The following is a 25825-nucleotide window of genomic DNA, read 5'->3' as shown; positions in this document are numbered from 1 at the left end:
GGGTTTGTAACTACTTGATTAACAAACCCTGGTTTTGACGTTAGTCAGAATTGTAAACCAACATAACACAGACATTAAATAGTGGACAAAATGAACGACAAAATACAATACATCAACCCAGACGGACTTTCAAAAAATCCTGCTTTTTCACAAATAGTAACGACACAGGGAAACGGCAAGACAATTTACATTGGCGGACAAAATTCCGTAAATGAAAATCGGGAAATAATTGGCAAAGGCGACATTACCCAACAGACCGAACAAGTAATGAAGAATTTACAAACAGCCCTTTCGGCTTGTGGTGCAACTTTTGACAATCTTGTAAAACTTTCTATTTATGTTGTTCAGGGACAAAATTTGTATGGGGCTTTTCAGATTTCTCAAAAATTTTTTAGCAACCAGACAAACCCACCTGCAATCTCTGTTCTTATCGTAGCAGGTTTGGCAAATCCTGACTTTTTAGTTGAAATTGATGCAACTGCATTTATTCCCGAATAATTTTGACGTATGGAAAAAAGAACTATTGGACAGACAAAGGACACAGGTTGGCAATTTGGAATTAGAAAAAGTATTCCATTAAGTGTAACCGAAGTTTGGGATTTTTTGTTTTCAACTAATGGAGAAAAACTTTGGCTGAACGGTGCTGACAAAGAATTTTCAACGTTAAAAAACTTATCGCATATAAGGACAAAATGGAAACTAAAAGATTGGACAAACGAAGCAACGCTTCAAATGCGAGTAATTGCAAACAAAGACAAAACGACTATTGCTTTTCACATTGAGAAAAGCGCAGAGGACAATATAATATTGCATGTTGACCACATTCTACCGCGTTCAAAAGGAGGAAAAGACGAAATCAACAACTATCAAACCCTGTGTGACATTTGCAATATTGGAAAGAGTAACAAGGATGATACAGACTTGCGAAAAAGCCAAGCCTACAGCTAACATGCGGTTTTGCGTCAGCGGGGGCGAACCAACGCAGCATCAACAACAGCAACTTTGTTCGGCAGCAGTTCCGTATGACGGAACGCAGGTGAACAACAAAATATATTCTGTACATTAGTTTTTCAATCATCAGCAGTTCAGGGCTGGACGTTCAATGAATGCCCCGCCCGAACGCAAAGCCGTCCAACGTAAGCCCGCGTTGCAGCAGCCAGGATGAACCAAGCAGTATCACTTTCATATTTCTTTTTCTCCGGCTATCTATATCCCATAATAATTTCACCGCTTCACTCCACTGCTCTATTTTCTGAATCTCATCAATGATCAATAGAAATTCGGGCACTTTTTGCTGATCCATCATCGTGCGGGCTGCTTCCCACTGCTGCTCCAGCCATATAGTATTCGTTGCAGCTATAGCATCGGCAGACACAAAGTGGTGAGATATGCTTATTTTCTCCACTAACTGTGTAACTAACGTGGTTTTTCCCACCTGGCGGGGGCCCATTATCACCTGCATAAAGTTGCGCGGCTCCTGTATTCTTTGTATAGGCTCTTGCAAATGAGGGCGTACAAACATTTTTTACGAATTGCTCAATATATTAGGTAAATTTACTCAATATAATGAGTAAATTAAAATATATTTCTTCTTAGGAATACCGTCAAAATGCAAACGAAAAGAGATTGGTCTATCCGCTACCATTTTGCCCTGGCGCGTCTATACCGCCTCATTTTCTTACGGTCCTAATCATTTCCCGCTTATGCGCCGGGCCAGGAATTTTTTCAACCGAAAAACCCGCCTCAGTCATGGCACGGCGTACAGCGCCTTTTGAACAATAGGTTACCAGTACCCCTCCCGGTTGCAGGCAATTAAATAGTTTCCTGAACACTTCGGTTGTCCATAATCCGGGCTGCACGGCAGGTGCAAATGCATCGTAATACAGGAGATGAAACAATTGCCGGGCCCGGAATTCCTGCACCGTTGTTAAATCCTTATACAAACAAAATGCAGGTGAAAGCCTTAGCGCCGTATTGCAGGATGACCTGTGCATTTGCTTAAATTCCGGTTCACTGCCAGGGCAATTCAATAAAGCACAATAGTTAAGCCCCGTCCACTCCGCTGCATTGAGCGGAAATGGTTCTATAGCATGGTAGTGAATATTCAGGTTTTTTTCTTTTGCTTCCAAAAATGTGAGCAGGGCATTGAGCCCTGTGCCAAAGCCAACTTCAAGTATATTAACAGAGGAAGCGTTTCCCTGAGCAAGCAAATAATGCAACCCGGATCGTATATATACATGCCTGCTTTCCTGCACGGCGCCATAAACAGAATGAAAGGTTACGTTGAGATCAGGCTCTAATATGGTATGTGAGCCATCAGCCGTTATTTTCTTTTGTCGTTGCATTCCTTAAGAAAAGAAACCGGGATTCAAAGCATTAAGAAGCCAAATTACAAAAAGTAATCCTGTCCGCCGGGGACGGATAAAATTCAAACGCCAAATTTAGAACCATACACAATAAATCATTACCTACTCCTCTTCATGTATGGCCAGGATAGGAATATGCGAATGGAAGGCCAGATCCCTGGTATGGCTTTTCTGAAACAATGAATCCAGCAAATGATGCTTGCGGGGTATTACAATAAGCAGGTCGAGATTATTGTTTTCCGCAAATTCATGGATCCCTTTTTCCACATCCGGGTTACCAATAAAAAAATACTGAGGCCGCGTTTCTTCCAGCAGGCCATGCAACAGATCATGCTGATCCTTTGCATCCGCTGAGGCATGCTTCTTATCATCCACATTCAAAATGCTCATTGAAGCACCGAATGTTCTTACCCATTCTTTTATATGATCTGCAGGCGTGGTTTCCACAACTTTTTTAAAATCGCAGGCGAAGCCGATTTTTTGTATCCCTTTAAAAATAGTGCCTGGCGGAACTACCAGAACAGGCCAGGTTAACCGTCTTATTACCGATAACGTGGCGCTGCCAACAAGCAGCCTTTCTACAAAACCACTGCCTCTTGTTCCCATTACAACTGCAAAGGGCTGTATGGAAGCGCACATGGCTTCAAGCTCATCTGCCAGGTCTCCGAGTTTTACTTCAGCAGATATTTGCAGTGCACCCGAAAACGTTCGCTCTGCCAGGTCTTTTAATTCCTGCAGTCTTTCTACATTGATCCTTTCCAGTTCGCCAATGTCGACAAGTGGCAGGGGGATATCGCTGTTGTTGTACGATACGGGCAACTGGTACACGTGCAACAGCACAATACCGGCATTAATGACCTGTGCCATATACAACGCGTAATGCATGGCATTGATAGCCGCCGGCGAAAAGTCTGTGGGAACAATTATTGTTTTCATCAGATTGCTTTTACGCTAATAAAAAACCGCAGATGGTTGTTCATAAGAGCAGCTTTCTTAAAGCCTCATATTAACCGGACATCGCTTTGAAAATATAATTTTAAAAGAATTGATGCTAATTTCATACAAAATTCTACTTTTTGTTATTCAAAGCAAACTAAAAATTTCCTATGCATATTCCGGTAGTTGATCTTTCCAATTTTACGGGAGGCGATGGGGAAAGAAAAAAGGATTTTGTGCAACAATTGGGTAAGGCTTATGAAGAAGTGGGTTTTGTTGCCGTAAAAAACAATCTTACCGCAGGCGAATACTTAGATGAAAAGGCTAAGGAAAACAGGACTTAAAAAATGAGTGTTACTTTTTAATGCTTTATGGAATGCGTTTGAAACCTTTGCGTTACGTTTCTTTTTTGAAAGCCGTTACAGTATATGGCTTAACCGCTTTTGGCGGAGCACAGGGGCACTTTGGAATGATGATGAAAACCTTTGTTGCTAAAAGGAAAGACATTACGGAACAGGAGTTGCTCGAGTACAATGCATTTTGCCAGTTGCTTCCAGGCGCATCTTCTACCCAGATCATTACACTTATCGGATATAAAAAAGGCAAACTGCCACTGGCCATTTTAACCCTGCTGCTTTGGATATTGCCCGCCTGCCTGCTCATGAGCGGGCTCTCTTTTGCACTTGATTTTGCCGGTAAAACCAATCTTCAAAATGATTTATTCAAATTCATAAAACCAATGGCTGTAGGCTTCCTGGCTTTTGCTGCCTTCAGAGCCTATACGTTGGTGGCCAACAGGCGTATTGCCCGGCTGATCATGACCGGTACGATGGTGGCGACCTATTTTCTTTTTAATTCGCCATGGGTTTTTCCCGCAGTTATTTTACTGGGCGGGCTGATCACCAATTTCACGGAAAAAACCTCCGAAAAAATAATTGTTGAACCCAGACCTATTAAATGGGGAAACATAGTGATATTTTTTTTAATATTTATACTGGCTGGCTTATTCAGTGAGCTTTCCCGTAAAAATGAATGGCAGCACCGGAAAGCTTTCAACCTTTTTGAAAACACCTATCGTTTCGGCGGAATGGTTTTTGGCGGAGGCGATGTGCTGATGCCCATGATGTATGAACAATATGTTGTTCGTCCCAACACCGAACGTATACAACAAAGAAATCAAAATGTGATACGCATAGATCAAAATGAATTTCTGACCGGCGCCGGAATGGTAAAGGCCATACCGGGACCTACCTTTTCGTTTTCTGCTTTTGTAGGAGGTGAGGCGCTTAAAAGCGAGGGTATGGGCATGCAGGCCATAGGTTGCGCCATAGGAGCTTTTGGCATTTTTTTGCCCAGCGCTTTGCTGGTCTTGTTTTTTTACCCGGTTTGGAACAATTTGAAAAAATATCCAGCCATTTACCGGGCATTAAAAGGGATCAATGCGGCAGTAGTGGGCATTATGGCTGCTTCCACACTTTTTTTAATGAAAGACATTTCTTTTTTTGAAGTGAATGAAGAAAACACGATCAGCTTTTTAAATATAGGAGTAATTGGCGGTACCTTTCTGTTGCTTACTTTTACACGACTGCCGGCGCCTGTAATTGCTTTATTCTGTCTGCTGCTGGGTTGGCTTATTTAGGATAAGGATAATCTTGAGCCATTACCTGTAATAACCGTTCTTTTCAATTTCCTCCTTCACAATATCCGGCACCAGGTACCGTATGGATTTTCCCTGTTTTACGAGCCCCCTGATGTGTGTAGCCGAAATTTGCAGCAGCGGCGCATCTACTATTGTAATATTGAGGGGCTGACCCGGGCTGGCTCCGAAACCTGCCCTGTTGTAAACAAAAAAAGAATAGCGTTTGATTAGTACATCTGCATTTTTCCACTTGTGTAAATTCTGAAAGCTGTCGCTACCCATGATAACAGCAAAATGGTGCTGTGGATACTTTTCTTCCAGGTAAGTCAGCGTATCTATGGTGTAGGATGGTTTGGGCAAATGAAATTCAATATCGGAAGCTCTTAGCTTTTGCTCTCCTTCAATAGCAATGCGCACAAGATGTAAGCGCTGGTATTCGTTGAGCAGGGAATGCGATATTTTAAAAGGATTTTGGGGCGAAACCATAAACCAGATCTGGTCGAGGTTTGTGTGCCCGGCAATATGGCTGGCTATGATCAGATGCCCATGATGAACCGGGTTAAATGAGCCGAAATACAAACCTATCTGCATGCGTAAAACGATCAGGCTGTTTTTTTGTATACCTCTTCTACCAGCACGCTCTTAGCCTCATTTAACCGCAAACTTAAGCTATATCCGGCAACCGACACAGAAATAGGATCACCCAATGGAGCGATCTGTTCGATGGTAATTTCCTCGCCCGGAATAAAGCCCATTTCCATCAGCTTTAAAAAAAGTTCATTGTTTTCAATTTGCCTGATGGTCACCGCAATGCCGGGACTTATGTCAGAGAGCCTTTTCATCCGTATATTTTATTTTGGGGGCGCCTGTCGGCCGGTAAAAGTTATTACCTGCTTCGTTCATTTCAGCAAATCTATCGGTAGTTTCGCAGCATTATTTACGAATTTCGGAAAAGGAATCTTTAATGGCCCCTATTCATTTTTTCTTCCCTTATCAAAAGTTCTCACTTACCCAAAGAAACAAATTAAAGTCTTTTATCAGAGATATATTTAAAAAAGAAAAGAAATCCCTGATTAAACTCCAGTACATTTTTTGTACCGATACATACCTGCTGGAGATCAACAGGCAATATTTGCAGCATGATTATTATACCGATATTATAACCTTTGAACTTGGTACAGCAGGAAAAATTGATGGTGAAATATACATCAGTGTGGAACGGGTAAAAGAAAACGCCCACTTAATGCAAACCAGTTTTAAAGAAGAACTGCACCGCGTAATTTTTCACGGAGTGCTGCATTTGTGTGGCTATAAGGATAAGTTAAAAAAGGAAAAACTTGAAATGAGATCCAAAGAAGATCGTTTATTGCACTTGTATTTTAATTAAAAATAAACGCCGTTCCACGTGAAACGTTTTCTTTCGATAATTATTGCATCTCTTTGTTTTAATCTTGCTTTTAGCCAGGGTTCTATTGTATTAAACGATAAGCCCTTTGTTGTTGCACATGAAAAAGATACGGCCATTGAAAGGTGGTTGAATACCAATCCGGCTTATCTTAAATTGAACCAGGAAGAAAAAGCGGTGGTGTACTGGGTAAATTACGTAAGGCAGAAACCAAAGGATTTTTCCAATACCATCTTACTCCCGTTCCTGAAACAGTTTCCCGAAGCAAGAAGCAGTTATACCCGGTCATTGATCAGCGATCTTTCAACACTCTCTTCTCTGCCGCCACTTGCACCCTCGAAAAAACTGAATGATGTGGCTGAAAGTCATGCTAAAGACCTGGGGTTGAATCAGCGCAGCATTTCCCATAATTCTTCAAACGGAGAATCCTTTAAAGACCGTCTCAATAAGTTTGGCTATTTTGAATGTGTTTCAGAGAACGTATATGAAGGAAAAGAAGATGGTTTACAGGCTATCCTGTTCCTTCTTATTGACGCCGGGGTTCAAAACCTGGGCCATCGCAAAAATATATTTGATTCCGGTATGAAATATATTGGTGTTTCCTTTTTTCCTGTCAAACGAAATGATAACCGGTTTTTTATGGTACAGGATTTCTCCTGCAATTAGTTCCACGTGAAACATTGTTATCATAGATCAACAGCTCCAAATAAATATCCATACTTATTCTTTGCTGCTGTAATTTTGCCCGATGTTTTCAGTATATGATGTTATTGTGGTTGGTGCAGGCCATGCGGGCTGTGAAGCTGCAGCGGCCGCCGCCAATATGGGCAGCAAAGTTTTGCTCGTTACCATGAATTTACAAACCATAGCTCAAATGAGTTGCAATCCTGCAATGGGAGGGATTGCCAAGGGGCAAATTGTGAGGGAGATAGATGCGTTGGGCGGATATTCCGGCATTGTTACAGATGCTACCATGATCCAGTTCAGGATGCTCAATAAATCCAAGGGTCCTGCCATGTGGAGCCCGCGGGCGCAAAGCGACAGGATGCTCTTCTCGAAAAAATGGCGGGAAATGCTGGAACAAACACCCAATATAGATTTTTATCAGGACATGGTGAAAGGTTTGCTCGTTGAAGACGGAAAATGTTTTGGCGTAATAACCGGCATGGGGCACCAAATAAAAGCCAAAGCAGTAGTGCTCACCAACGGTACCTTTTTAAATGGTATTATTCATGTCGGCGAAAAAAGGTTTGGAGGAGGAAGAGTAGCTGAAAAAGCAGCAACCGGCATTACCGAACAACTGGTTGAACTGGGATTTGAAAGCGACAGGTTAAAAACAGGAACCCCGCCGCGCGTAGATGGCAGAAGCCTGAACTATGCTAAAATGGAAGAACAAAAAGGAGACGACGAGATCAGCGGCTTTAGTTTTTCTTCTGTTCCAAAAATTTCAGCGCAACAGCAAAGAAGCTGCTGGATCACCTATACCAATCAAACTGTTCACGATATTCTTAAAACAGGGTTCGACCGGAGCCCGATGTATGCCGGACGAATAGAAGGTGTTGGACCAAGGTATTGCCCCAGCATAGAAGATAAAATAAACCGGTTTGCCGAAAGAGACCGGCACCAGATCTTCGTTGAACCGGAAGGATGGAATACCGTGGAAATATATGTAAACGGTTTTTCCACCTCACTTCCGGAAGAAGTACAGTTTGAAGCGCTTCGCAATATACCCGGCTTTGAAACCGCCAAAATGTTCAGACCGGGATACGCCATAGAATACGATTATTTTCCTCCTACCCAGCTCAATTATTCTTTGGAAACAAAGCTCATAGCGCATCTCTTTTTTGCAGGACAGATCAACGGTACTACCGGCTATGAGGAAGCTGCCTGCCAGGGACTGATTGCAGGAATGAATGCCCACCTTTCCACGCAAAACAAAGCGCCTTTCCTTCTTAAAAGGAGTGATGCGTATATTGGTGTGCTCATTGATGATCTGATCAGTAAAGGAACAGAAGAACCCTACAGAATGTTTACCAGCCGCGCAGAGTTCAGAACACTGCTGCGCCAGGATAACGCCGATCTGCGTTTAACAGAAAAATCATATATAGCCGGCTTGGCTTCAGCAGAAAGAATGAAGACTCTAAATGAGAAAAAAGCCTCTGTTAATAATATATTAAATATTATTAACTCTTTATCAATTGAACCACAAGAAATTAATAATTACCTCCAAAATATTTCCACTGCACCCATCACCCAAAAACAAAAAGTGGCCCAATTGCTGCTTCGCCCGGCAATCAGTCTTCCGGACTTACGAACAGCAGTTCCCGGATTATCCCAAGCGCTGCAAAACACTACCAGGGAAGCCATAGAACAGGCTGAAATACAAATTAAGTATAATATATATATCGAAAAAGAAAAAGAGCTGGTTTCAAAAATGGGCAAGCTCGAAGACCTGATGATCCCGGAAAATTTTAATTATTCCACCATTTCTGCGCTTTCCACAGAAGCCAGGCAAAAGTTTATCCGGGTTAAACCCCGAACGCTTGGTCAGGCCTCACGCATTTCAGGCGTTAATCCAAGCGATGTTCAGATTTTGATGGTATATATGGGAAGATAGTTTTAACGTGCTTAAAGCCCTGTTTACAAGCCTAAGGATGCACTTATTTCCAACATCCGCTTAATGGGTTTCAAAGCTGCTGTCCGTAAATCTTCATCCATCGTAAGTTCAGGCGATTCATATTCCATGCACAGGTATAATTTTTCAAGCGTATTCAGTTTCATGTGCGGGCAGTCGTTACAGGCACAACTGTTATCCGGCGGCGCCGGAATAAATACTTTATCCGGCGAATTTTTCTGCATCTGGTGCAATATGCCCGTTTCTGTAGCCACTATGAATTCCTTTCCTTCATCTTTTTCGGTAAACTTCAGCAACTGGGTGGTGGAACCAATAAAATCGGCTAACTGCAATACTACATCTTCACATTCCGGATGTGCAATTACTTTAGCATCGGGATGCCTTACTTTTAATTTTGTTATCTTTTCCCTGCTGAAAATCTCATGTACCATGCAGGCGCCGTCCCACAACACCATTTTGCGGCCGGTTTTTTTGTTGATGTAAGCGCCCAGGTTCTTATCCGGTGCAAAGATGATCTTTTGATCTTCCGGCAAGCTCTCCACAATTTGCCTGGCATTGGAAGAAGTACAGATTATATCGCTTAAAGCCTTGATTCCGGCAGAACAGTTAATGTATGATATAACGATATGACCGGGATGCTCATCCTTGAATTTCTTGAATAAAGGAGGAGGAGCGGAGTCCGACAAAGAACAGCCCGCTTTAAGATCGGGCAATAAAACTTTTTTCCCGGGATTTAAAATTTTTGCGGTTTCGGCCATAAAATGAACCCCCGCAAAAACGATAATATCTGCAGTTGTTTTTTCGGCCTGTTGTGCAAGTCCGAGGCTGTCGCCAATATAATCCGCTACATCCTGGATATCAGATTCCTGATAGTAATGCGCCAGAATTACGGCGTTCTTTTCCTTCTTCAGTCTTTCTATCTCTTTAAACAGATCCAGGCCTGCATCAATATCAACATCTAAAAAACCAACCCGCTGTACATTTTTCTTTGCCTCATCAATGTTAATTATTGCCATAGTATTTAATAATAATTAATTATTTATTTAAAAGCCCTATTACTATTACGGCTGTGAATATGGGGAAATATAGGTGAACCCATTTCTTGGCAAAGTTAAAGCTAATCATTTATACACGTTCCTTCACAGGATGTTCACATCGTGTAAATAAACAACAGCATATGTTTTTCAAATATTATTAACAATGTTGAAGGATCCGGGATGCGGAAAAGTTATCTCTTAATTTTTGCGGAGCGTCTGTTGATAAACTGTTGTGAAATTTATTTTTTTGGTCATTATTCTGCCTGGTGGAAACAGATCGGAATTTCCAAAATAATATATTGTCAGGAACAGCACATTAAAAAAAAATTAAACCCGGGGTTTTCAACATAATGGAGCATGTATCAACAGCAGGGTGTGGATTGCTATAAACGCGGTTACCTCCTTTTTTATTGTTTTGCAGCAACAGGCATATATCCACTTTTTAAAAAGCAGGAGGGGTGCTGCTTTACAGTCGTTTTCCACAATTTGTTGATAAACGTATATTACCCTATTTTTGCCGTCCATAAAAAATACATACATTATTATATGTCTATAATTCAGACTATCCGCGACAGGGCTGCTGTTTTGGTTTTTGGAGTTATCGGTATTAGCTTAATTGGATTTTTGGTGCAGGATGCTTTTGTTGGGGGAGGCAGCCATTTGTTTACTGCCCCGTCTTCTACTGTGGGAAAAGTAAATGGTGCTGAGATTAAAAGGGAGGATTTTGATGCAAGGGTAAGGGCTATGGAATCGCAGTACCAGGCCCAGGGTTACCGCGTAGATGAATCCATGCGCCAGGAAATCCAAAACCAGATATGGAATGGTTTGGTAAGCAAGGAGCTTATAACCGCAGAAGCGCAAAAGCTGGGCATAGACTTTACATCCAAAGAATTTACGGATCTGTTGTTCAGTGATAATGCACCTCAGGAATTTAAACAGCAGTTCACTGATCCCCAAACGGGCATATACAATATTGATGCGGCACGCAACGCTTTTAAAACATTGCAAAAAAGCAAGGATGCTACGCAATTGCGGCAGGTAAATGATCAACTGATCGATCCTATTGTACTGAGCCAGATACAAAAAAAGCTGATGACCATTTTTACCAATGGCACTTATATACCGAAATGGTTGATTGAAATGCAAAATGCAGTTGCAGGACAGGTGGCGGACATTTCTTTTGTTGGATTGTCGTATTCAACAGTTGCCGATTCATCGGTGAACGTTACAGATGCAGAGATCAACGATTATATTCAAAAGCATAAAAACAATTTTAAGCAGGATAGAAGTCGCAGTATCGCATACGTACTATTCAATGCAGGGCCCACCAAAGAAGATAGCACCAATTTGTGGAAGAAGATGGAGGACTTGAAAAAGCCGCTGGCTGAAGCGGCCGATGCCGGTGTTTTTGTTACAAGGCAGGGAACAAAATCACAGTTCTTTGACGGGTACATGAGCAAAAGCCGGATTCAGATACCGGTTAAAGACTCTTTGTTTAAATTATCGCCCGGAGAAGTGTACGGTCCCTATTACGACGGGAACTCCATCGCTATAGCCCGGATGATAGGATCGAAGGTACTGCCCGATTCGGTAAAAGCACGTCACATATTGATCGCAACAATTGACCCTCAGACCGGTCAGCCGACACTTGCCGACTCCGTTGCCAGAAAAAGAACAGACAGCATACAGCAGGCTATCGCAGGCGGCGCTTCTTTTGAACTGCTGGTTACCAAATATTCGGATGACGAAGGATCGAAGCCGGTGTTTGGCAATTTGGGTTATTTTCCCAACGGGCAAATGGTAAAAGAGTTTAATGACTTTTGCTTTGAAGGAAAGACAGGCGATAAAGGAGTGGTAAAAACGCAGTACGGTTATCATTATATTGAAATCCAGGATCAGAAGGATTTTGAGCAGGCCTATAAGATTGCCTACTTGTCGAAGCCTATTGAGCCCAGCGTGGAAACCGACCGGGCAGCCTCGGCGGCAGCCACGCATTTTGCTTCCGTAAGCCGCACAGCCAAAGCTTTTGACGAAAGCATCACAAAAGAAAAGCTCAACAAACGCATAGCGGAAAGTGTGGGAGAAATGGATTATCAGATCACGGGTGTTGGAACATCAAGAGCTTTTATTAAATGGATATACAGCAATAAGCCGGGAACGGTTTCGGATCCCATATCGGTAGGCGACCAGTACGTGGTGGCACTTATTACCGGTGAAAAAGAAGAGGGTCTGCAATCTGCTGCAGAAGCCAGAATAATAGTAGAACCGCAATTGCGCAATAAAAAGAAAGCGGCTCAGCTTGTTACAAAGTTTGGTAAATACGCTTCCATAGACGAAGCGGCGAAAAATACCGGTCAGGAAGTGCAGCAGGCCGACAGCATACGGTTCGCAGATAATTTTAAACCAGAATTTGGTAACGAATTAATATTGATAGGCGCGGCGCTTAATAAAAGTTACCAGGAAAAAGTATCGCCGCCACTGGCAGGGAATACGGGTGTGTATGTGCTGCAGGTAAAAAATTTAGGAGCCCTCCCCAATGACGCGGCCAACGTTGAGGAGCAGCGTAAAGGAACAGCCCTGCAAATGAGGCAAACAATGAGCTATTCGGTGATGCAGGCATTGAAGGAAGCGGCAACGGTAAAAGATAGCCGTATGAAGGCAGGGTATTGATCAACGATATTTCGTATTCAGGAGTCGCCGGCTTGAAGTTGGCGGCTTTTTTTATTTCGGTAACTTTGCTTTATGAATGATACAATTATTAATAAGGTAGCCGAAAGCGGCATAATTACAATAGACCTGGCGGCTTTTTACCCTGAAGCAGAGACAGCGGTGTTTGATATCAAAGATTATCTGTTCAAGGGGCTCATCCTGAAAGAAAAGGAGTTCCGGGAAGCATTGAAACACACCGACTGGCAGCAATACAATGGGAAGTATATTGCCTTAAACAATACGGCAGATGCCATAATACCCATGTGGGCTTATATGCTTGTGGTTTCTTATTTGCAGCCGGGAGCAAAAGACATTGTTTTTGGGAGTGAAAAGGATTTGCTGCAAACGCTGATGCTCGATAACATTTCCAGCATAAATGAAGATGATTACGCAAACAAAAGGATTGTTATAAAAGGATGCGGCGATGTGGTGCTGCCGGAAGCTGCTTATACAGCCATCACAAAAAAATTACGCCCGGTGGTTAAAAGCCTGATGTATGGCGAACCGTGCAGTACCGTACCTGTGTACAAAGCCGCTTTCGTTAAGGCACAATAAATGATATTGGTAATTATACACGTACAGGGAGAAATTAACCTTTATGGATACAGTGCATGGTTTTTATCTAACCAAACTACATAAAATGTGTTTGATATAAAAAATCCATGAACTCTTCCTTTGTCGTTTGCACTTAAAGAAAACTGATAGGGCACATCTACAATTTGTTCTTCCATAGGGAAACCAAAACCATTCTCAGTCGTTTCCTGCCACTTTATAGGGTGACTTCTAAGTGTTTTACTACGATTGGATGTAAATTCCAATTTTTGCAGTAAACAAAGGTCTTTTATCCTGCTAAACAAATCCAAATAATAAACGCCGTCCCAACAACTACAAGGAAACTTAACATTGCCTGTATCAAAGTATTTGAGAGAAAAATTTATTAGACTTGATACACTTTTTTCTGCTGTTTCCTTTGCGCTTGCAATTGCAGTATTCTTGTCTTGTGGTTTATTTTTTCCGACTTTTGGGTGCATTACTTTATAAAGGCTGCGTAATAATCTCTTATTAAATCCTTTTTAATAACTCTGTCTGAAGGTTCATCATCAGGAAGTCCTTCCCTTGTTTTTTTCCAAGGATCTTCATTATGCGTAAGTCTTTCCAATTCATATGCTGTGAGTCCAAAATAAGAATCACAAACCTGATCTAATAATTCTACAGCTTTATCTCCTATAGTATTTTTTATTTGTTTGAAACTTTCGCGAGTTAAATCTTCTCGAACTATAGGTTGCCAAGAAAAGTGTTTATACTCGCCATATAATGTGGGTATTGCAGGCCCATGCACCCATGCCTGAAAATCTTCTTTAACCAACGCTTCGCCATAGTTTGCCAAATACCATGCATCTGCATAATAAACCAACTTTTGAAGCTTTAGGTTGGTTATAAGGGAACCCGTTTCATTTGAAAGTGCAATGAAAAAGTCAGCTATTTGAGCGTAGCTTTTTTGATTTGTTGTACCAGTAATAGCCATAAATGTACTGATTAAAGGTTCTTAATGGGCGGCAAAGCTACGGTAAATATAAAACATATCACAGATAAACACAATAGCGGATATTTCTACTCATTAATTACTAATGACCAATCAATGCATTGTATGTAATTCTTGTGCTAGGAGCATTTTGTTGATGCAAGATTTTTATTTTCTTTTTAGCCCGCTGAGGTATTCTACAATATTTACCAACTGCTGCGCTCCCATTCCTTCTGCCAGCCCCTGAGGCATTAAAGACTGATCATACAGCGTTTTGGAAACAATATCCGACTTCTTATATTTTTCAATGATGCCGCCGATCATTTTGATGCTGATCTCATCTTCCGTTTGGCTGGCAATATATCCCGACACCGAGGCGCCGGTCTTCAATTTAAAGGCATAGCCTTCAAAGCCGAAGCTTATACCTGCGGATGGTTCAAGGATAGAAGTATACAAAGCATCTTTCGACAATTTAGAGCCGATCTCGGAAAGATCGGGCCCGAAAGCAATACCTTGGTCTTTTACCTGGTGGCAGGAACCACAGTAAGTGGCAAAAACAACTGCGCCGGAATCTGCATTGCCTTTCATTGCCATTAATTCTTCCACGGGAGGCAGCTTGTTGGTTTGTAGTTTTATATCAAGATATTTGGAGGCCTCTTCTTTCAAATCTTTTCTGTGTGTTTTTGTAAAGATGTCGGTAACGACCGCTTTAAGGTCTTCGGACAGTTTTTGCGTTTTTACCAGTTGCAGCAAACCGGCTTCTCCCGATCTTCCTGTAGCAAATGCTGTTACTGCCTCTGTTCTTAACTGAACAGGATTGTTCTTATTGATAAAGAATTGCCGTAACAGATCTCTGGAAGCATCGCTGCCTGCTTTCCCCAGCAGGGTTATCATTTGTGCGGCAGTTTCATCTTTTTGTTGTAATGCTTTGGCGACAAGGCCGCTGCCACCCAAATCGAGCAGCAATCTCAACGCATCCGTGCTTGTTACCTCGTTGTTGTTTTGTTTCGCCAACGCCAGGAGCCTGGCGTTTTTGCCTTTCAGCTTATACTTTCTTACAAGGTCTACGTAAAGCTGCGTTCCTTCAGCACTTTTCAGCCCTTGCTGAATGGCTTTTTTTACTGCCCCCGTTTGGGGTGTTCCGGCATCAAGCTGCAGCAAAGTCAGCGCGTCAATGTCATCCTGCTGCGGGTGACGCGCTTCCAGCAAAGACAACAATACTTTTTGCTTTTTACCATCTTTGTAAAAATCAAAAGCCCGGAAAAATTTTAATTGCTGACGGGGGTTTAAGGTGGGGTCGCTTATGATCTGTGCCAGCAGGGGCAATGCCGCTGGTGTTCTTGCACGCCATACGATGTCTTTTCCTGCCGGAGTATTCCAGTTATTGTTCACCAATTGCAGCCAGGCATTAAAATGGTGGTCCCATTGTCCATCCGCAGCAATACCCAAAGCTTCCAGATACCACCGGTCTTTGCCATTGTACTGCTGCGCCAGTTGTGCCCAAACTGCCGGGGCTTCGGCCGAATTATTGTGGTGCAGCGCCAATGCGGCTTCTCTTTTTACCTGTATGCTTTCATCTTCGATTAAAGATCTTACTATAGCAATGGTGTCTGCCTCTATCTGCAGGGCAGCTCTTAATGCGGTAATGCGGATATTGGGATCCTTATCTTTTAGCGCCTCCTGAACGTAAGCCAGACCTTTAGCGGGAATTTTACTCAACAGCCATAAAGCGCGGGCCCTGAAGCGTGGGTTTTCCGAAGCATATAATTTTTTCAAGGCAGGTGCTGCCGCATTACCCATGCCATGTAATTTTTGCCAGGCCAGGTAGCGGGTAGCGAGGTTGGGGCTTTGCAAAGCATTCACCGCCCCCCCGGCCGTTGTAAGATCTAACGCGGGGATTTTATAACCCTCATGATCTTTGGGTGTAACCCTGAAAATCCTTCCCCTGGCAAAATCCTTTACCTGGTGGCTACCCACCCCCGGATCGTACCAGTCTGAAATGAACAGGGACCCATCAGGTGCAATACAAACGTCGGAGGGCCTGAACCAGTTGTCGCCGGTCCCTTCTGCAATATTATTAATGCTGGCAGTATACCCGGCGCCATCGGGTGCAACAGCATAGGAGCGCACTATGTTGGGGCCGGCATCGCTGTGTATGAGCTCACCTCTGAATCTTTGGGGCAACAGGCTGCCTTCATATACCAGTATGCCGGTGGGTGAGCCTGCACCCGTTTGCAACACATTGGGCACTACGCCGGGATCATTTAAATGCCAGTGACGGTAAGGGATGGAATCCTCAATGTTCATGCGCTTTTCGGGCCATGAAGCTCCGGTTATTTCATCCTTAAATCCGTAGTTTCCCCAGGGCATTACGTAGTTAATGCGTACCCCCCGGTTGCCATCATCGTCGTTGTCTGATTGCCAAAGTGTTCCGTAAGAATCTTCTGCTACTTCATAGGGATTGCGAAAATTATTACCGAGTACTTCAACATTTTTACCGTCTGTGTCGCACCTGAATACCATGCCCTGCCGCCAGGGATGACCGTTGGCTATGATTTCCCTGCCCGAAATATCTTTTACAGGATTGCCATATTTATCTTTTAACCCTTTTCCCTCGTTACCGAAATTAAAATACAGCTTGCCGTCTGGCCCGAAATTAAATGCATGTATGGCATGGTCGTGCTCCTCTCCGCTGATGCCGGTAAAAAGTGTATCTTTTTTATCGGACACACCATCGTTATTTTCGTCGGTAAATATATATACGCCCGGACTCCGCGATACGATCACCTTATTGCCCAGTACTGCAATGCCTAAGGCGGAGTTGATGTCTTCTCCCTGATAAAAAACGGTTTGCTTATCGGCCTGTCCGTCGCCATCCCTGTCTTCAAGTATTACGATCCTGTCGCCCTCCTTTTTATAAGGATTATCAGGGTTGAGCGAGTAACGGTAGTTATAGCCTTCGCATACCCACACCCGCCCTTTTTCATCAATATCCATATTGGTAGGGTTTACCAGCATGGGCTCATGGGCGAACAGGGTGATCTGCAGATCAGGTGCCCCATTCAATCCTCTCAGTGCATATTCGGGGAGGTGTTTTTGCGCATCGGAAAGCGGTTTATCATCACCGGGATTTTGATCCGGCATCCGGCAAGCCGGAAAAAGCAGGGTTACCAATAAAGCAGTATGCAAAAAAAATAAAGCCTTACGGAATAAGAACTGGTGGGAACCGGGAGATAAAAAAGCCATACGAAACAGGGTTTTAAAAGCCGCATGTGATTTGAACCAATAAATATAAACATCTTTTGCGAGTTTGTACCTGGCAGGTATGCTGACTTTGTTATAACAGGGATCCGGGTTTCAGGCAAAAGAAAAGACCCCGGGGTTTGTTCCGGGGGTCTTTCCCTGCTGATGTTTTAATCAGGGCTTGGTAGGTCCTCCTTACGGTATAATAATTTTACCTGTAGTCATTTCAAAGTCGCTGCCCGATACAATAACCGCGTATATTCCTTTGCCGGTATTTGCAGCACGGGTAGAAACACGAACCGCCTGACCTGCTGCGATATTGCCGGCATTTTGTTTGGCTATGATATTACCATTTAAACCGGTAATGGTAATTACTGCGTTGCGTATATTGCTGGTTGCAGTTATAAAAAAGGAGTTACCGGTTACTATTGTAGGATAAATGTTTATTTTTTTATTTGCCGGTGCCGTCGTTGTGCGAATGCTGATCGTTGCCGAATACGTGGTAGTACCGGTCATATCTGTCATTTTTAAGCGGTAGTAAGATGTCCCTCTGAAAGGAGCATGGTCGGTGAAACTGTATTGCGTTGCAGAACCATTGTTGGATTGCACAGTGGCAACGCCTGAAAATGAAGTTCCGTCTGTGCTTCTTTCTATTTCAAAAGAACGGGGATCACTGTGCGGAGATACATCCCAGCTCAATTGTACTGCATGCTCTTTTTCTTTTGCAGTGAACGACTGCAGGGTAATGGGCAGTAAGGTCAATGTTTGCATGGCAAAAGAAACCCTGTTGTCAACGGCATTTTCGTAGTATTCCAGTACCATATCATAGGTGCCGCTCAATGAAGCGCTGTAGCTGGTTGTGGTATAAGAATGAAGCGCCCAGTTATTGATGATCCAGCTCGAACCTCCGTTTAGGCTTAACCTGTAGCCATCATCTCCTCCCACAGTAAACATATAGGTACCTGCGGCAAATGTTTTGGTAAGCCGGTAGCGTACGCTAAAGGTTTCTGTTTGAACAGCGCAACCACTAGTGGAATAAGATACATTACCTCCCCCAAAGTTTTCGTCAAATGCAGGGTCAGAAGCAGAGCCTTTATGCACCATACCTGCATATGTGTTAAAGTCAGTTCCATCATATACGTAGCCGTTCCAGATATTGCCTGTTCCGGAAATGCTGGTATTTTCTGTTGCGCTACAAATGGAGGCCACCGAAAATGAGATCCTGTTCTCTCCACTGTTTTCATAGTATTCCAACACCATGTTATAGCTGCCGCTGAGTGTTGCTGTATAAGTGGCAGTGGTATACGACTGGTCTGTCCAGCGGTTGATCACCCATGTAGAGCCACCATCCAGGCTCAGCCTGTAGCCATCGTCTCCGCCTACCGTAAAAATATAACTGCCGCTGGTAAAGGTTTTGGTCAGCCTGTAACGCACACTGAACGTTTCTGTTTGTACCGTGCAGCCGCCGATGACAGGATAATTTACATTGCTTCCTCCAAAATTCTGGTCAAAGTTAGGGCTGGCGGCTGAGCCCTCATTCACCCGGCCCCTGAAAGATCCAAGGTTTGCATTGTTATACACATAACCGATCCACACATTATTGGTTCCATAAGTGCTCGTGCTGCCGGAGTTGCATTGACTGTTTGCAGTAAACACGCTTAACAAAAGAAGGGCAAGGGGTAGAAATGTTTTCATATCGCTCAAATTGTTGCTGAAAAGATAACGGCACACAAATAAGTGTTATTGCTTAGTCAAAAATGTCAATACACTTATCTGTTCTGCAAAAACCCATTTAGTGAGCACCTGGGTAATTTCTTAGTCATCTCTTTAAAGAAGTTATTTGTAGCATATTATAAATAGCAAATAAAAATAGGTCTTGATAATGGTCAATAATATACAACGACTTGCGGTTAGCATCAGGCGTTAAAAAGCATGATATTTAAAAACCCCGATTTCGGTGAAGTGCCAGAAAGCTTCGGTCAAAAAACCAGACAAAGTCTGAGATCCGGATCAGGATGTGGTGCTATCGGTAAAAGCATGATCTTACAACCACAGGTTCTTCGCCCATACACATTAAATCGTACCTTTGCGGCTTGTTTTTGACGAAACGTGAATATAAAAATGAGAAGCAGCTATGATTACAGTGAATAATGTATCATTATCCTTCGGAAAAAGGGTATTATTTGACGAGGTAAACCTTAGTTTTAGCAAGGGGAATTGTTACGGTGTAATAGGAGCCAACGGAGCGGGGAAATCTACCTTTTTGAAGATTCTGTCGGGCGAAATTGAACCCGGCAAAGGAACAATAGACATTACTCCCGGAGAACGGATGGCGGTTTTGCAGCAGGATCACTTTGCTTTTGATGAGCACACGGCCCTGCAGACCGTAATAATGGGTCATCAAAAGCTGTGGCAGGTAATGCAGGAAAGGGATGCTGTTTATGCAAAGGAAGATTTTACGGAAGCCGATGGTATGCGTGCCGGCGAGCTGGAAGGTGAATTTGGGGAAATGGGCGGCTATACCGCCGAAAGCGATGCCGGCACCTTACTGGGAGAGCTTGGAGTGAGTGAAGAATATCACCAGGCGTTTATGAAAGAGCTGCCCGGAGCCATGAAAGTACGGATATTGCTTGCACAGGCCCTGTTTGGCAACCCCGATATACTGATCCTGGATGAACCTACGAATGATCTTGATGTAGAAACCATCAGTTGGCTGGAGAATTTTCTGGCGGATTACGAAAATATTGTAATTGTGGTGAGCCACGACAGGCACTTTCTGGATTCTGTATGTACGCATGTTGCGGATGTGGACCGCCGGAAAATAAAGATCTATACCGGTAACTATACTTTCTGGTACGAAAGCAGCCAGTTGGCGGCCCGCCAGTTATCGGACAAGAACAAGAAGATGGAAGACAAGCGTAAAGACCTGCTGGAATTCATTGCCCGATTCAGCGCCAACGCTTCCAAAAGCAAACAGGCCACTTCCCGTAAAAAAGCGTTGGAAAAACTGGTAATTGAAGATATTGAACCTTCCAACAGGCGTTACCCCGGCATTATTTTTAAGCAGGACCGTGAAGTGGGCAACCAGGTTTTGAACGTAGAAAAATTATTCAAAAAAGCGGATGACGGGAGAGTGCTGTTCAGTGATGTTAGCTTTTCAGTGAACAAGGGCGATAAGATCGCTTTCTTTTCAAAAGACCATCTTGCACTCACTTCCTTTTTTGAGATCATCAATGGTAAAATGGAGGCCGATAAAGGGAAGTATGAATGGGGTACAACCATTACCAAAGCCTATTTGCCTAATGACAATGCACCCTATTTTGAGCAGCAGGATATTAACCTTATGGATTGGTTGAGGCAGTTTGTGCCGCCCAATGTTACAGATGTTGATGAACCCTTTTTGCGTGGATTTCTCGGAAAAATGCTTTTCAGCGGCGACGAGATCCTGAAAAAAACAAATGTGCTCAGCGGCGGTGAAAAAGTGAGATGCATGATCAGCCGGATGATGATACAAAATCCCAATCTTGTCATATTGGATGAGCCTACGAATCATCTCGACCTTGAAAGTATCCAGGCGTTCAACGAAAGCATGGTCAATTTTAAGGGCGTGGTATTGCTCACATCGCACGACCATACTTTTATGGAAACCGTTGCCAACCGGGTAATTGAACTAACACCTAAGGGCATAATAGACAGGCTTACTACCTTTGATGAGTACCTGCAGGATGAAAGGGTGAAACAGCTCAGGGAAACGATGTATGAAAGCAGGGGCGTATTGGTGTAGGGATTTGTAGTTTGTGGTTTATTGTTGTTTGCCTCAGGGAGGAAGGATTAAAATTTGAATCCGCCCCGGCAGACAGGTTTTATTTGTTTTTGGTGCTTTGTATTTAAAACCGAATGGCGCGAAAAAAAAAGACAATTCCCGGCTGGAAGGCTTTGCTGGTAATGACAGGCATGATGCTGCTGACGGCTGCAGGAATATACGGTTATGTTCGCTGGAAAGAATACCATGTACACTTCGTACGCTATACCGCATTTGGCATTGATATTCCCGTAAATTACAATATTCACGGTATTGATGTTTCTCATCACCAGGATGTGATAGACTGGGAAGAAGTGAAGAAGATGAACGTGGAGGACATGCAATTGAGTTTTACTTTTATTAAAGCTACTGAAGGATTGGTGAACGTAGATAAATTGTTCAGGCGCAACTGGTATAAGGCAAGAGAAGAAGGGATGACAAGAGGCGCCTATCATTTTTTCCTGGCTACGAAAAGCGGGAAAAAGCAGGCAGATAATTTTATAGCCCAGGTAACGCTGGAGCCGGGCGACCTGCCCCCGGTGCTGGATGTAGAGCAATTGTATGGAGTAAAGCCGGGGGATCTTCGCATACGGGTCAAAGAATGGCTCACCACTATTGAAGCCTACTATAAGGTGAAGCCCATTATTTATACCAATGTTGATTTTTACAATCACTATTTGGGAAAAGACTTTGACGATTATCCTTTATGGGTGGCGCACTACCTGCAACCCAATAAGCCCCGCATTGAAAGAAGCTGGGTTTTTTGGCAACACAGCGAAACGGGCAGGGTTAACGGCATAAGGAGCAGGGTGGATTTTAATGTATTTAACGGCGATTCGGCAGCGTTCAGTCAATTATTGTTAAATTAATAAGCAAAGCATTTACTATGAGCAGTGGCATTGAACCCGAGTTAAAGCGACTCATCACCAAGATCCTGCGGGTGATAACAGCTATTATTGTATGGTCTGTAATTACCATCTTTTTTGGCCTATACCTGGAGTGGGCGTTGATCCGCGGAGGCTTCAATGCTTTTAACGGAATGTTCTATACCTGGTTTGTGATCAGCTTCGGGGCACTCATCTATTATTTTTACAGGATATGGAAGGAGTAAAAAAATGTTTCCGGTGTTTACCCGCCGGCTTCGGCCTTTAATTTCATGGCTGCGAAGAAAACCCATATTTGGCGGAATGTTTATAAAAATTACAGATTCCGCCAAATATAGCCGCAAAGGACCAGGCTTGCAGGGAACCCGAGTGCCACAAAATCATCCAAATAAATCAACTGCTCTTACCTGGCTTTGAATCAACTCCGTTGCATAACTGTTTTCCTGTATGCCAAAGCAGGTAACCATAGTAATAAAAATGCTTTTTTTGGCTGGAGCAACTATTCTCACCATTGCTCTTTTATTTCTTAATTCCGCTGCATATTTTTTTGTTATGATAAAGGGGGCATCGTAAAATTTCATTTCGCATATATTAATGATATTGTCTGCCCTGTTTATAAGCATATCCACCTGCGCGCCTTTATTTTCGTAAAACAGCGAATAGTTGTCTACCAGGCGATACAGTATATCCTTTTTCTTTTTGTTGAATGGCGGCACGGAATATATGAAATCGGATTGTTCCAGTTCCGTAAGTATGCGTGTCAGGCTGCCGCCATCACTCACTCCTGTTAGCTCTAGTATCCGGGAGCGGGTGATTCCCATCCATTTGGTAGCGAGTGCACGGATAACATCAATATACGCACCCGGCTTATCATACAATGAAGCGTATAATTTATCAAACTCCTCTTTCAGCAGCCCGTTTGCCGAAAAACACATCTTGTCAATCTGCTGTGCTACACTTTTGCCTTTTTTTATTTCCTTCAGGTAATGGGGAACGCCGCCTGTAACCATATACAATTGAACAATCTGGTACCTGTTGAGGGCGATGTGCGCTGTTTTTAAAAACTGTTCGGTTTCATAGAGGGTAAAGGGCTTTAAATGTATAAGCTTTGTGATCCTGTTGTGCAGGCTCCCTTTATGATGCACAACTTTATTGATCATCCAGCCCGCCGCGGAACCGCATATTACCACCGTAATGTTATTGCGGCTTGCCCAGTCGTTCCAGAAATAGCCGAATGCTTCCAGGAACCCCGACCGGGCGGTGGCAATCCACGGCAATTCATCAAAAAAAACAACTCTTTTTATAGCGGTTCAATGTATTCCGGTAGCCATATACAACACCGCTGCTTCCGATAAACATCAGCGAATCGTTGTTCCAGTATCCTTTCACAAAATGGTCAAGATCACCTCTGTTCCAGTACAGGGTTTGATCATCTAATATTTTAAGGATCGCCTTTTCATCTGCAGTTTGTGCGCAAACATTCAATTGCCATAAGCATGCTATGAGCAGCAGGGGTAAAAATTTTTGCATGATGTGTGGTATGATGATCTAATATAAGATGATTATGCAAAACGCTCCGTAATATATTTTGCATAGAACAGAAATCAGCATAAACCGGTTGCTTTTGTAAATGGATACCACACAGGAATTTCAATCCGGTAAATATGGTGTATTGGGAGTAAGCCCAACAAAGAGGGCGGCTTTATGTTGTAATGTGAGAGAAAACACATAGACACAGTAGAAATACAGGGCACAATAGAAGTGGAAAAACAGGTCTATGTGCCTATGATCCTATGTGTTTAGCAAGAGAGGAAAACACATAGACACAGTAGAAATGCTGGGACACAATAGAAGTGGAAAAACAGGTCTATGTGCCTATGATCCTATATGTTTGGGAAAGAGAAGAAAAAATACGTAGAAAGGAAGAAAAAAGCCCAAAAAATGAGGAGAATGTATTCCGGAAATTTTACCGGGGCTTATACTTTGAATCCTGTAAAATTTGTTTGGCGTCCAGTTGAAGCAGCGCATCAATAGTAGTATCCGGGAATTTCTCGATGTATTTTTTTATGATCTGCCATCCCAGGAACAAAGAGATATTTCCCGGTGAGCCTTCCCCCAGTTCCTGTGTAAGCGGGCCTTCCTCTACATAAGATTGAATCCTTAACGGATCGCTGTTGTATACCAGGTTGTTTTGAATGAGGAAGCTCCATATCAATCCTTCATTGGCATAACAGCCTTTCAACTGGGCTTCAGTATAACCAATTTTTAAAGTGTCAGCCACATGTGGCAGCAGCTTATCCAAAACATACAGCCGTTTGCCTTTATCTATGGTCAGGTCTAATAAAGTTTTGTCTGCTGCCCGGAGCGGATATATATCATCAATAATATTTTTCATGCAGTTAACTGCTATATAAGCCGGTTCAAATTTCCGGGATACATATTTAGGAAAGAGGGATTGCGCAACCTGGCTTTGGTACAGGGAAGCATTCTTACCCAGGTGTAACTGTAATCCAACGGCAAGCGCATCCTGCGTTATTACATCGCCGGTTTTTCCCAGGGCGGTTTGAAAAATAGCATCAAGCGGGCCAATAAAAGTGATGAGCTTTTCGGGTGTACGATAGGAAGGGAAGTAGTATTTGGTAAGCTGCAATCCTTTTTTAACATCATCTTCTATGGCAATAAAGTTGCTGAATATCCGGGATGCCGTATCTTTTACCAGCCTGTAATCGCGGAGGAACATTCTAATGGCTTCATCAGATTTACCCCCATCGTCAGTAAGTGAAAGCCCGAGGATGTGCTGGATAAAATCAGGCAAAAAAACAGGGTACTTTTGTGCAAGGGCAGGTATTGCTGCAGAAACGTTGTTGGTATCTATTGCGAAAAAATCCTGTTCAAAGCGTTGTACTTCAAGATTCACTTTGATGCCCGATACATCAGGTGTTTGCTTATTGGCAGTACAACCCGAAAGGCAGATCACGATAACGATCACTGAACATAACCATTTTTGCATAGCAGGGGTAACGCTGTAGTTTTAAAAATGTTGCTTCAAACTATAAACAACAAATCATAAATTATTTAAGTTGCCCATGCCCTGTCGCCCTTTTTGTAAGGCACACAGCCTTCATATTTTCCCGGCACTGCTACATAGCGCAAAGCCTGTGTGGCGCCGATCTCTGATGTAAAATACCCCAGCAGTGTAAGCTCCTTCATCATGCGGAAATAATGCTTGGGATCTTCTCCCTTTTTTTCAGCCATATACTTTTTTGCTTCGGCATCTATTTCCGTAAGTAATGTTTTACGTTCTGCAGCATCGATATCCATGAATGATTTGCCGAACTTTTGGTCGCTTGCTTCATTTAACAATTTCATGCCTTCAAAAAACACCTGCTGATCTTTTTCATCATAGCAGTCGTTCACCATTACGGTCATAAAAGTTCCCACCCCTGCAGCTTTGGCTCCCGGTGTGTTGGTGGCGGGTATTATGGTTTCGGCTATCTCATCCAGATAAGCAATATCACTGTCACTGAAGGTACCGGTGGCAGCGGCTTTTTTATCGGTAGGTTTGCATCCTTCCAAAAAAGCATTGGCTCCTACCACGGTGCCGCCCAGTATAAGCGCAACTCTCGATAAGGCTTCGCGTCTGTTCA

26 protein-coding genes are annotated in these 25825 nt (G+C 43.1%); 12 read left to right on the top strand and 14 right to left on the bottom strand.

Annotated features, from left to right (window positions below; all coding sequences use genetic code 11):
- The first annotated feature begins 90 nt into the window (after positions 1 to 90).
- Together PLH26_RS07570 and PLH26_RS07565 are read left to right on the top strand one after the other, a co-directional pair.
- Positions 91 to 498: a RidA family protein gene (locus PLH26_RS07570; protein ID WP_324585402.1), complete on the top strand. Its 408-nt coding sequence runs from the start codon at positions 91 to 93 to the stop codon at positions 496 to 498.
- Positions 499 to 507: 9 nt separating this feature from the next.
- Positions 508 to 948, top strand: coding sequence for an HNH endonuclease (locus PLH26_RS07565; RefSeq protein WP_324585401.1), 441 nt, complete (start codon positions 508 to 510; stop codon positions 946 to 948).
- Positions 949 to 1099: 151 nt separating this feature from the next.
- Here PLH26_RS07565 and PLH26_RS07560 read toward each other — a convergent pair whose 3' ends face one another.
- From PLH26_RS07560 to PLH26_RS07550, 3 genes are all read right to left on the bottom strand, one after another.
- Positions 1100 to 1522, bottom strand: coding sequence for an ATP-binding protein (locus tag PLH26_RS07560; RefSeq protein WP_324585400.1), 423 nt, complete (start codon positions 1520 to 1522; stop codon positions 1100 to 1102).
- 148 nt (positions 1523 to 1670) lie between these two features.
- A complete protein-coding gene (mnmC2, locus tag PLH26_RS07555) occupies positions 1671 to 2345 on the bottom strand; it encodes a tRNA (5-methylaminomethyl-2-thiouridine)(34)-methyltransferase MnmC2 (protein WP_324585399.1) in 675 nt (224 codons plus the stop codon).
- Between the two features lie 123 nt (positions 2346 to 2468).
- Positions 2469 to 3302 carry a universal stress protein gene (locus tag PLH26_RS07550; protein ID WP_324585398.1) on the bottom strand — a complete coding sequence of 278 codons (834 nt, stop codon included), beginning with the start codon at positions 3300 to 3302 and terminating at the stop codon, positions 2469 to 2471.
- 170 nt (positions 3303 to 3472) lie between these two features.
- On the opposite strand from PLH26_RS07550, the gene PLH26_RS07545 reads away from it, so the two are divergent.
- Both PLH26_RS07545 and PLH26_RS07540 read left to right on the top strand, forming a co-directional pair.
- A complete protein-coding gene (locus tag PLH26_RS07545; protein WP_324585397.1) occupies positions 3473 to 3646 on the top strand; it encodes a 2-oxoglutarate and iron-dependent oxygenase domain-containing protein in 174 nt (57 codons plus the stop codon).
- 32 nt (positions 3647 to 3678) lie between these two features.
- On the top strand, positions 3679 to 4941 hold the full coding sequence (locus tag PLH26_RS07540) for a chromate transporter (protein WP_324585396.1): 1263 nt from the start codon (positions 3679 to 3681) through the stop codon (positions 4939 to 4941).
- A gap of 21 nt (positions 4942 to 4962) precedes the next feature.
- On the opposite strand, the gene nadD is transcribed toward PLH26_RS07540, so the two are convergent.
- Positions 4963 to 5532, bottom strand: coding sequence for a nicotinate (nicotinamide) nucleotide adenylyltransferase (gene nadD, locus PLH26_RS07535; protein ID WP_324585395.1), 570 nt, complete (start codon positions 5530 to 5532; stop codon positions 4963 to 4965).
- An 11-nt stretch (positions 5533 to 5543) separates the two neighbouring features.
- Positions 5544 to 5783, bottom strand: a complete 240-nt coding sequence (locus tag PLH26_RS07530) for a FeoA family protein (RefSeq protein ID WP_324585394.1) — start codon at positions 5781 to 5783, stop codon at positions 5544 to 5546.
- A gap of 122 nt (positions 5784 to 5905) precedes the next feature.
- Between PLH26_RS07530 and ybeY the strand changes: the two genes are divergently transcribed.
- The 3 genes from ybeY to mnmG all read left to right on the top strand — a co-directional run bounded on the left by ybeY (position 5906) and on the right by mnmG (position 8963).
- The gene (gene ybeY, locus PLH26_RS07525) at positions 5906 to 6328 is read left to right on the top strand and encodes an rRNA maturation RNase YbeY (RefSeq protein WP_324585393.1); all 423 of its coding nucleotides are present in this window, start codon (positions 5906 to 5908) and stop codon (positions 6326 to 6328) included.
- Between the two features lie 18 nt (positions 6329 to 6346).
- Positions 6347 to 7012: a CAP domain-containing protein gene (locus PLH26_RS07520; protein ID WP_324585392.1), complete on the top strand. Its 666-nt coding sequence runs from the start codon at positions 6347 to 6349 to the stop codon at positions 7010 to 7012.
- A gap of 82 nt (positions 7013 to 7094) precedes the next feature.
- Positions 7095 to 8963 carry a tRNA uridine-5-carboxymethylaminomethyl(34) synthesis enzyme MnmG gene (mnmG, locus tag PLH26_RS07515; protein WP_324585391.1) on the top strand — a complete coding sequence of 623 codons (1869 nt, stop codon included), beginning with the start codon at positions 7095 to 7097 and terminating at the stop codon, positions 8961 to 8963.
- A 23-nt stretch (positions 8964 to 8986) separates the two neighbouring features.
- Here mnmG and nadA read toward each other — a convergent pair whose 3' ends face one another.
- Positions 8987 to 9997 carry a quinolinate synthase NadA gene (gene nadA, locus PLH26_RS07510; RefSeq protein WP_324585390.1) on the bottom strand — a complete coding sequence of 337 codons (1011 nt, stop codon included), beginning with the start codon at positions 9995 to 9997 and terminating at the stop codon, positions 8987 to 8989.
- A gap of 567 nt (positions 9998 to 10564) precedes the next feature.
- Between nadA and PLH26_RS07505 the strand changes: the two genes are divergently transcribed.
- Both PLH26_RS07505 and PLH26_RS07500 read left to right on the top strand, forming a co-directional pair.
- Positions 10565 to 12688 (top strand): peptidylprolyl isomerase, encoded by a 2124-nt coding sequence (locus PLH26_RS07505; protein ID WP_324585389.1) that lies wholly within the window; start codon positions 10565 to 10567, stop codon positions 12686 to 12688.
- Positions 12689 to 12760: 72 nt separating this feature from the next.
- Positions 12761 to 13282, top strand: a complete 522-nt coding sequence (locus tag PLH26_RS07500; RefSeq protein WP_324585388.1) for a DUF2480 family protein — start codon at positions 12761 to 12763, stop codon at positions 13280 to 13282.
- Positions 13283 to 13323: 41 nt separating this feature from the next.
- On the opposite strand, the gene PLH26_RS07495 is transcribed toward PLH26_RS07500, so the two are convergent.
- The 4 genes from PLH26_RS07495 to PLH26_RS07480 all read right to left on the bottom strand — a co-directional run bounded on the left by PLH26_RS07495 (position 13324) and on the right by PLH26_RS07480 (position 19187).
- Positions 13324 to 13758 carry a hypothetical protein gene (locus PLH26_RS07495; RefSeq protein WP_324585387.1) on the bottom strand — a complete coding sequence of 145 codons (435 nt, stop codon included), beginning with the start codon at positions 13756 to 13758 and terminating at the stop codon, positions 13324 to 13326.
- On the bottom strand, positions 13758 to 14252 hold the full coding sequence (locus PLH26_RS07490) for a Panacea domain-containing protein (RefSeq protein ID WP_324585386.1): 495 nt from the start codon (positions 14250 to 14252) through the stop codon (positions 13758 to 13760). The genes PLH26_RS07495 and PLH26_RS07490 overlap by 1 nt, the downstream gene beginning before the upstream one ends.
- A gap of 165 nt (positions 14253 to 14417) precedes the next feature.
- Positions 14418 to 17495, bottom strand: a complete 3078-nt coding sequence (locus PLH26_RS07485; protein WP_324585385.1) for a PVC-type heme-binding CxxCH protein — start codon at positions 17493 to 17495, stop codon at positions 14418 to 14420.
- A gap of 192 nt (positions 17496 to 17687) precedes the next feature.
- A complete protein-coding gene (locus tag PLH26_RS07480; RefSeq protein WP_324585384.1) occupies positions 17688 to 19187 on the bottom strand; it encodes a PA14 domain-containing protein in 1500 nt (499 codons plus the stop codon).
- Between the two features lie 439 nt (positions 19188 to 19626).
- Between PLH26_RS07480 and PLH26_RS07475 the strand changes: the two genes are divergently transcribed.
- The 3 genes from PLH26_RS07475 (at position 19627) to PLH26_RS07465 (ending at position 22405) form a co-directional block, all read left to right on the top strand.
- Complete coding sequence (locus PLH26_RS07475) at positions 19627 to 21276, top strand: ABC-F family ATP-binding cassette domain-containing protein (protein ID WP_324585383.1); 1650 nt, start codon at positions 19627 to 19629, stop codon at positions 21274 to 21276.
- 113 nt (positions 21277 to 21389) lie between these two features.
- Positions 21390 to 22163 carry a glycoside hydrolase family 25 protein gene (locus PLH26_RS07470; protein WP_324585382.1) on the top strand — a complete coding sequence of 258 codons (774 nt, stop codon included), beginning with the start codon at positions 21390 to 21392 and terminating at the stop codon, positions 22161 to 22163.
- Positions 22164 to 22180: 17 nt separating this feature from the next.
- The gene (locus PLH26_RS07465) at positions 22181 to 22405 is read left to right on the top strand and encodes a hypothetical protein (protein WP_324585381.1); all 225 of its coding nucleotides are present in this window, start codon (positions 22181 to 22183) and stop codon (positions 22403 to 22405) included.
- A gap of 153 nt (positions 22406 to 22558) precedes the next feature.
- On the opposite strand, the gene PLH26_RS07460 is transcribed toward PLH26_RS07465, so the two are convergent.
- From PLH26_RS07460 to PLH26_RS07445, 4 genes are all read right to left on the bottom strand, one after another.
- A complete protein-coding gene (locus tag PLH26_RS07460; protein WP_324585380.1) occupies positions 22559 to 23455 on the bottom strand; it encodes an AAA family ATPase in 897 nt (298 codons plus the stop codon).
- A gap of 4 nt (positions 23456 to 23459) precedes the next feature.
- On the bottom strand, positions 23460 to 23708 hold the full coding sequence (locus PLH26_RS07455) for a hypothetical protein (RefSeq protein WP_324585379.1): 249 nt from the start codon (positions 23706 to 23708) through the stop codon (positions 23460 to 23462).
- Between the two features lie 436 nt (positions 23709 to 24144).
- Positions 24145 to 25188, bottom strand: coding sequence for a gliding motility lipoprotein GldB (gene gldB / locus PLH26_RS07450; protein WP_324585378.1), 1044 nt, complete (start codon positions 25186 to 25188; stop codon positions 24145 to 24147).
- A 65-nt stretch (positions 25189 to 25253) separates the two neighbouring features.
- The coding region (locus tag PLH26_RS07445; RefSeq protein WP_324585377.1) for a gluconate 2-dehydrogenase subunit 3 family protein at positions 25254 to 25825 on the bottom strand (572 nt) is incomplete at its 5' end.

Source organism: Agriterribacter sp. (genome assembly GCF_035444585.1).
Classification (GTDB): domain Bacteria; phylum Bacteroidota; class Bacteroidia; order Chitinophagales; family Chitinophagaceae; genus Agriterribacter.
The sequence above is the reverse complement of the archived record's forward strand: the minus strand, read 5'-3'. Positions and strand labels throughout refer to the sequence as shown.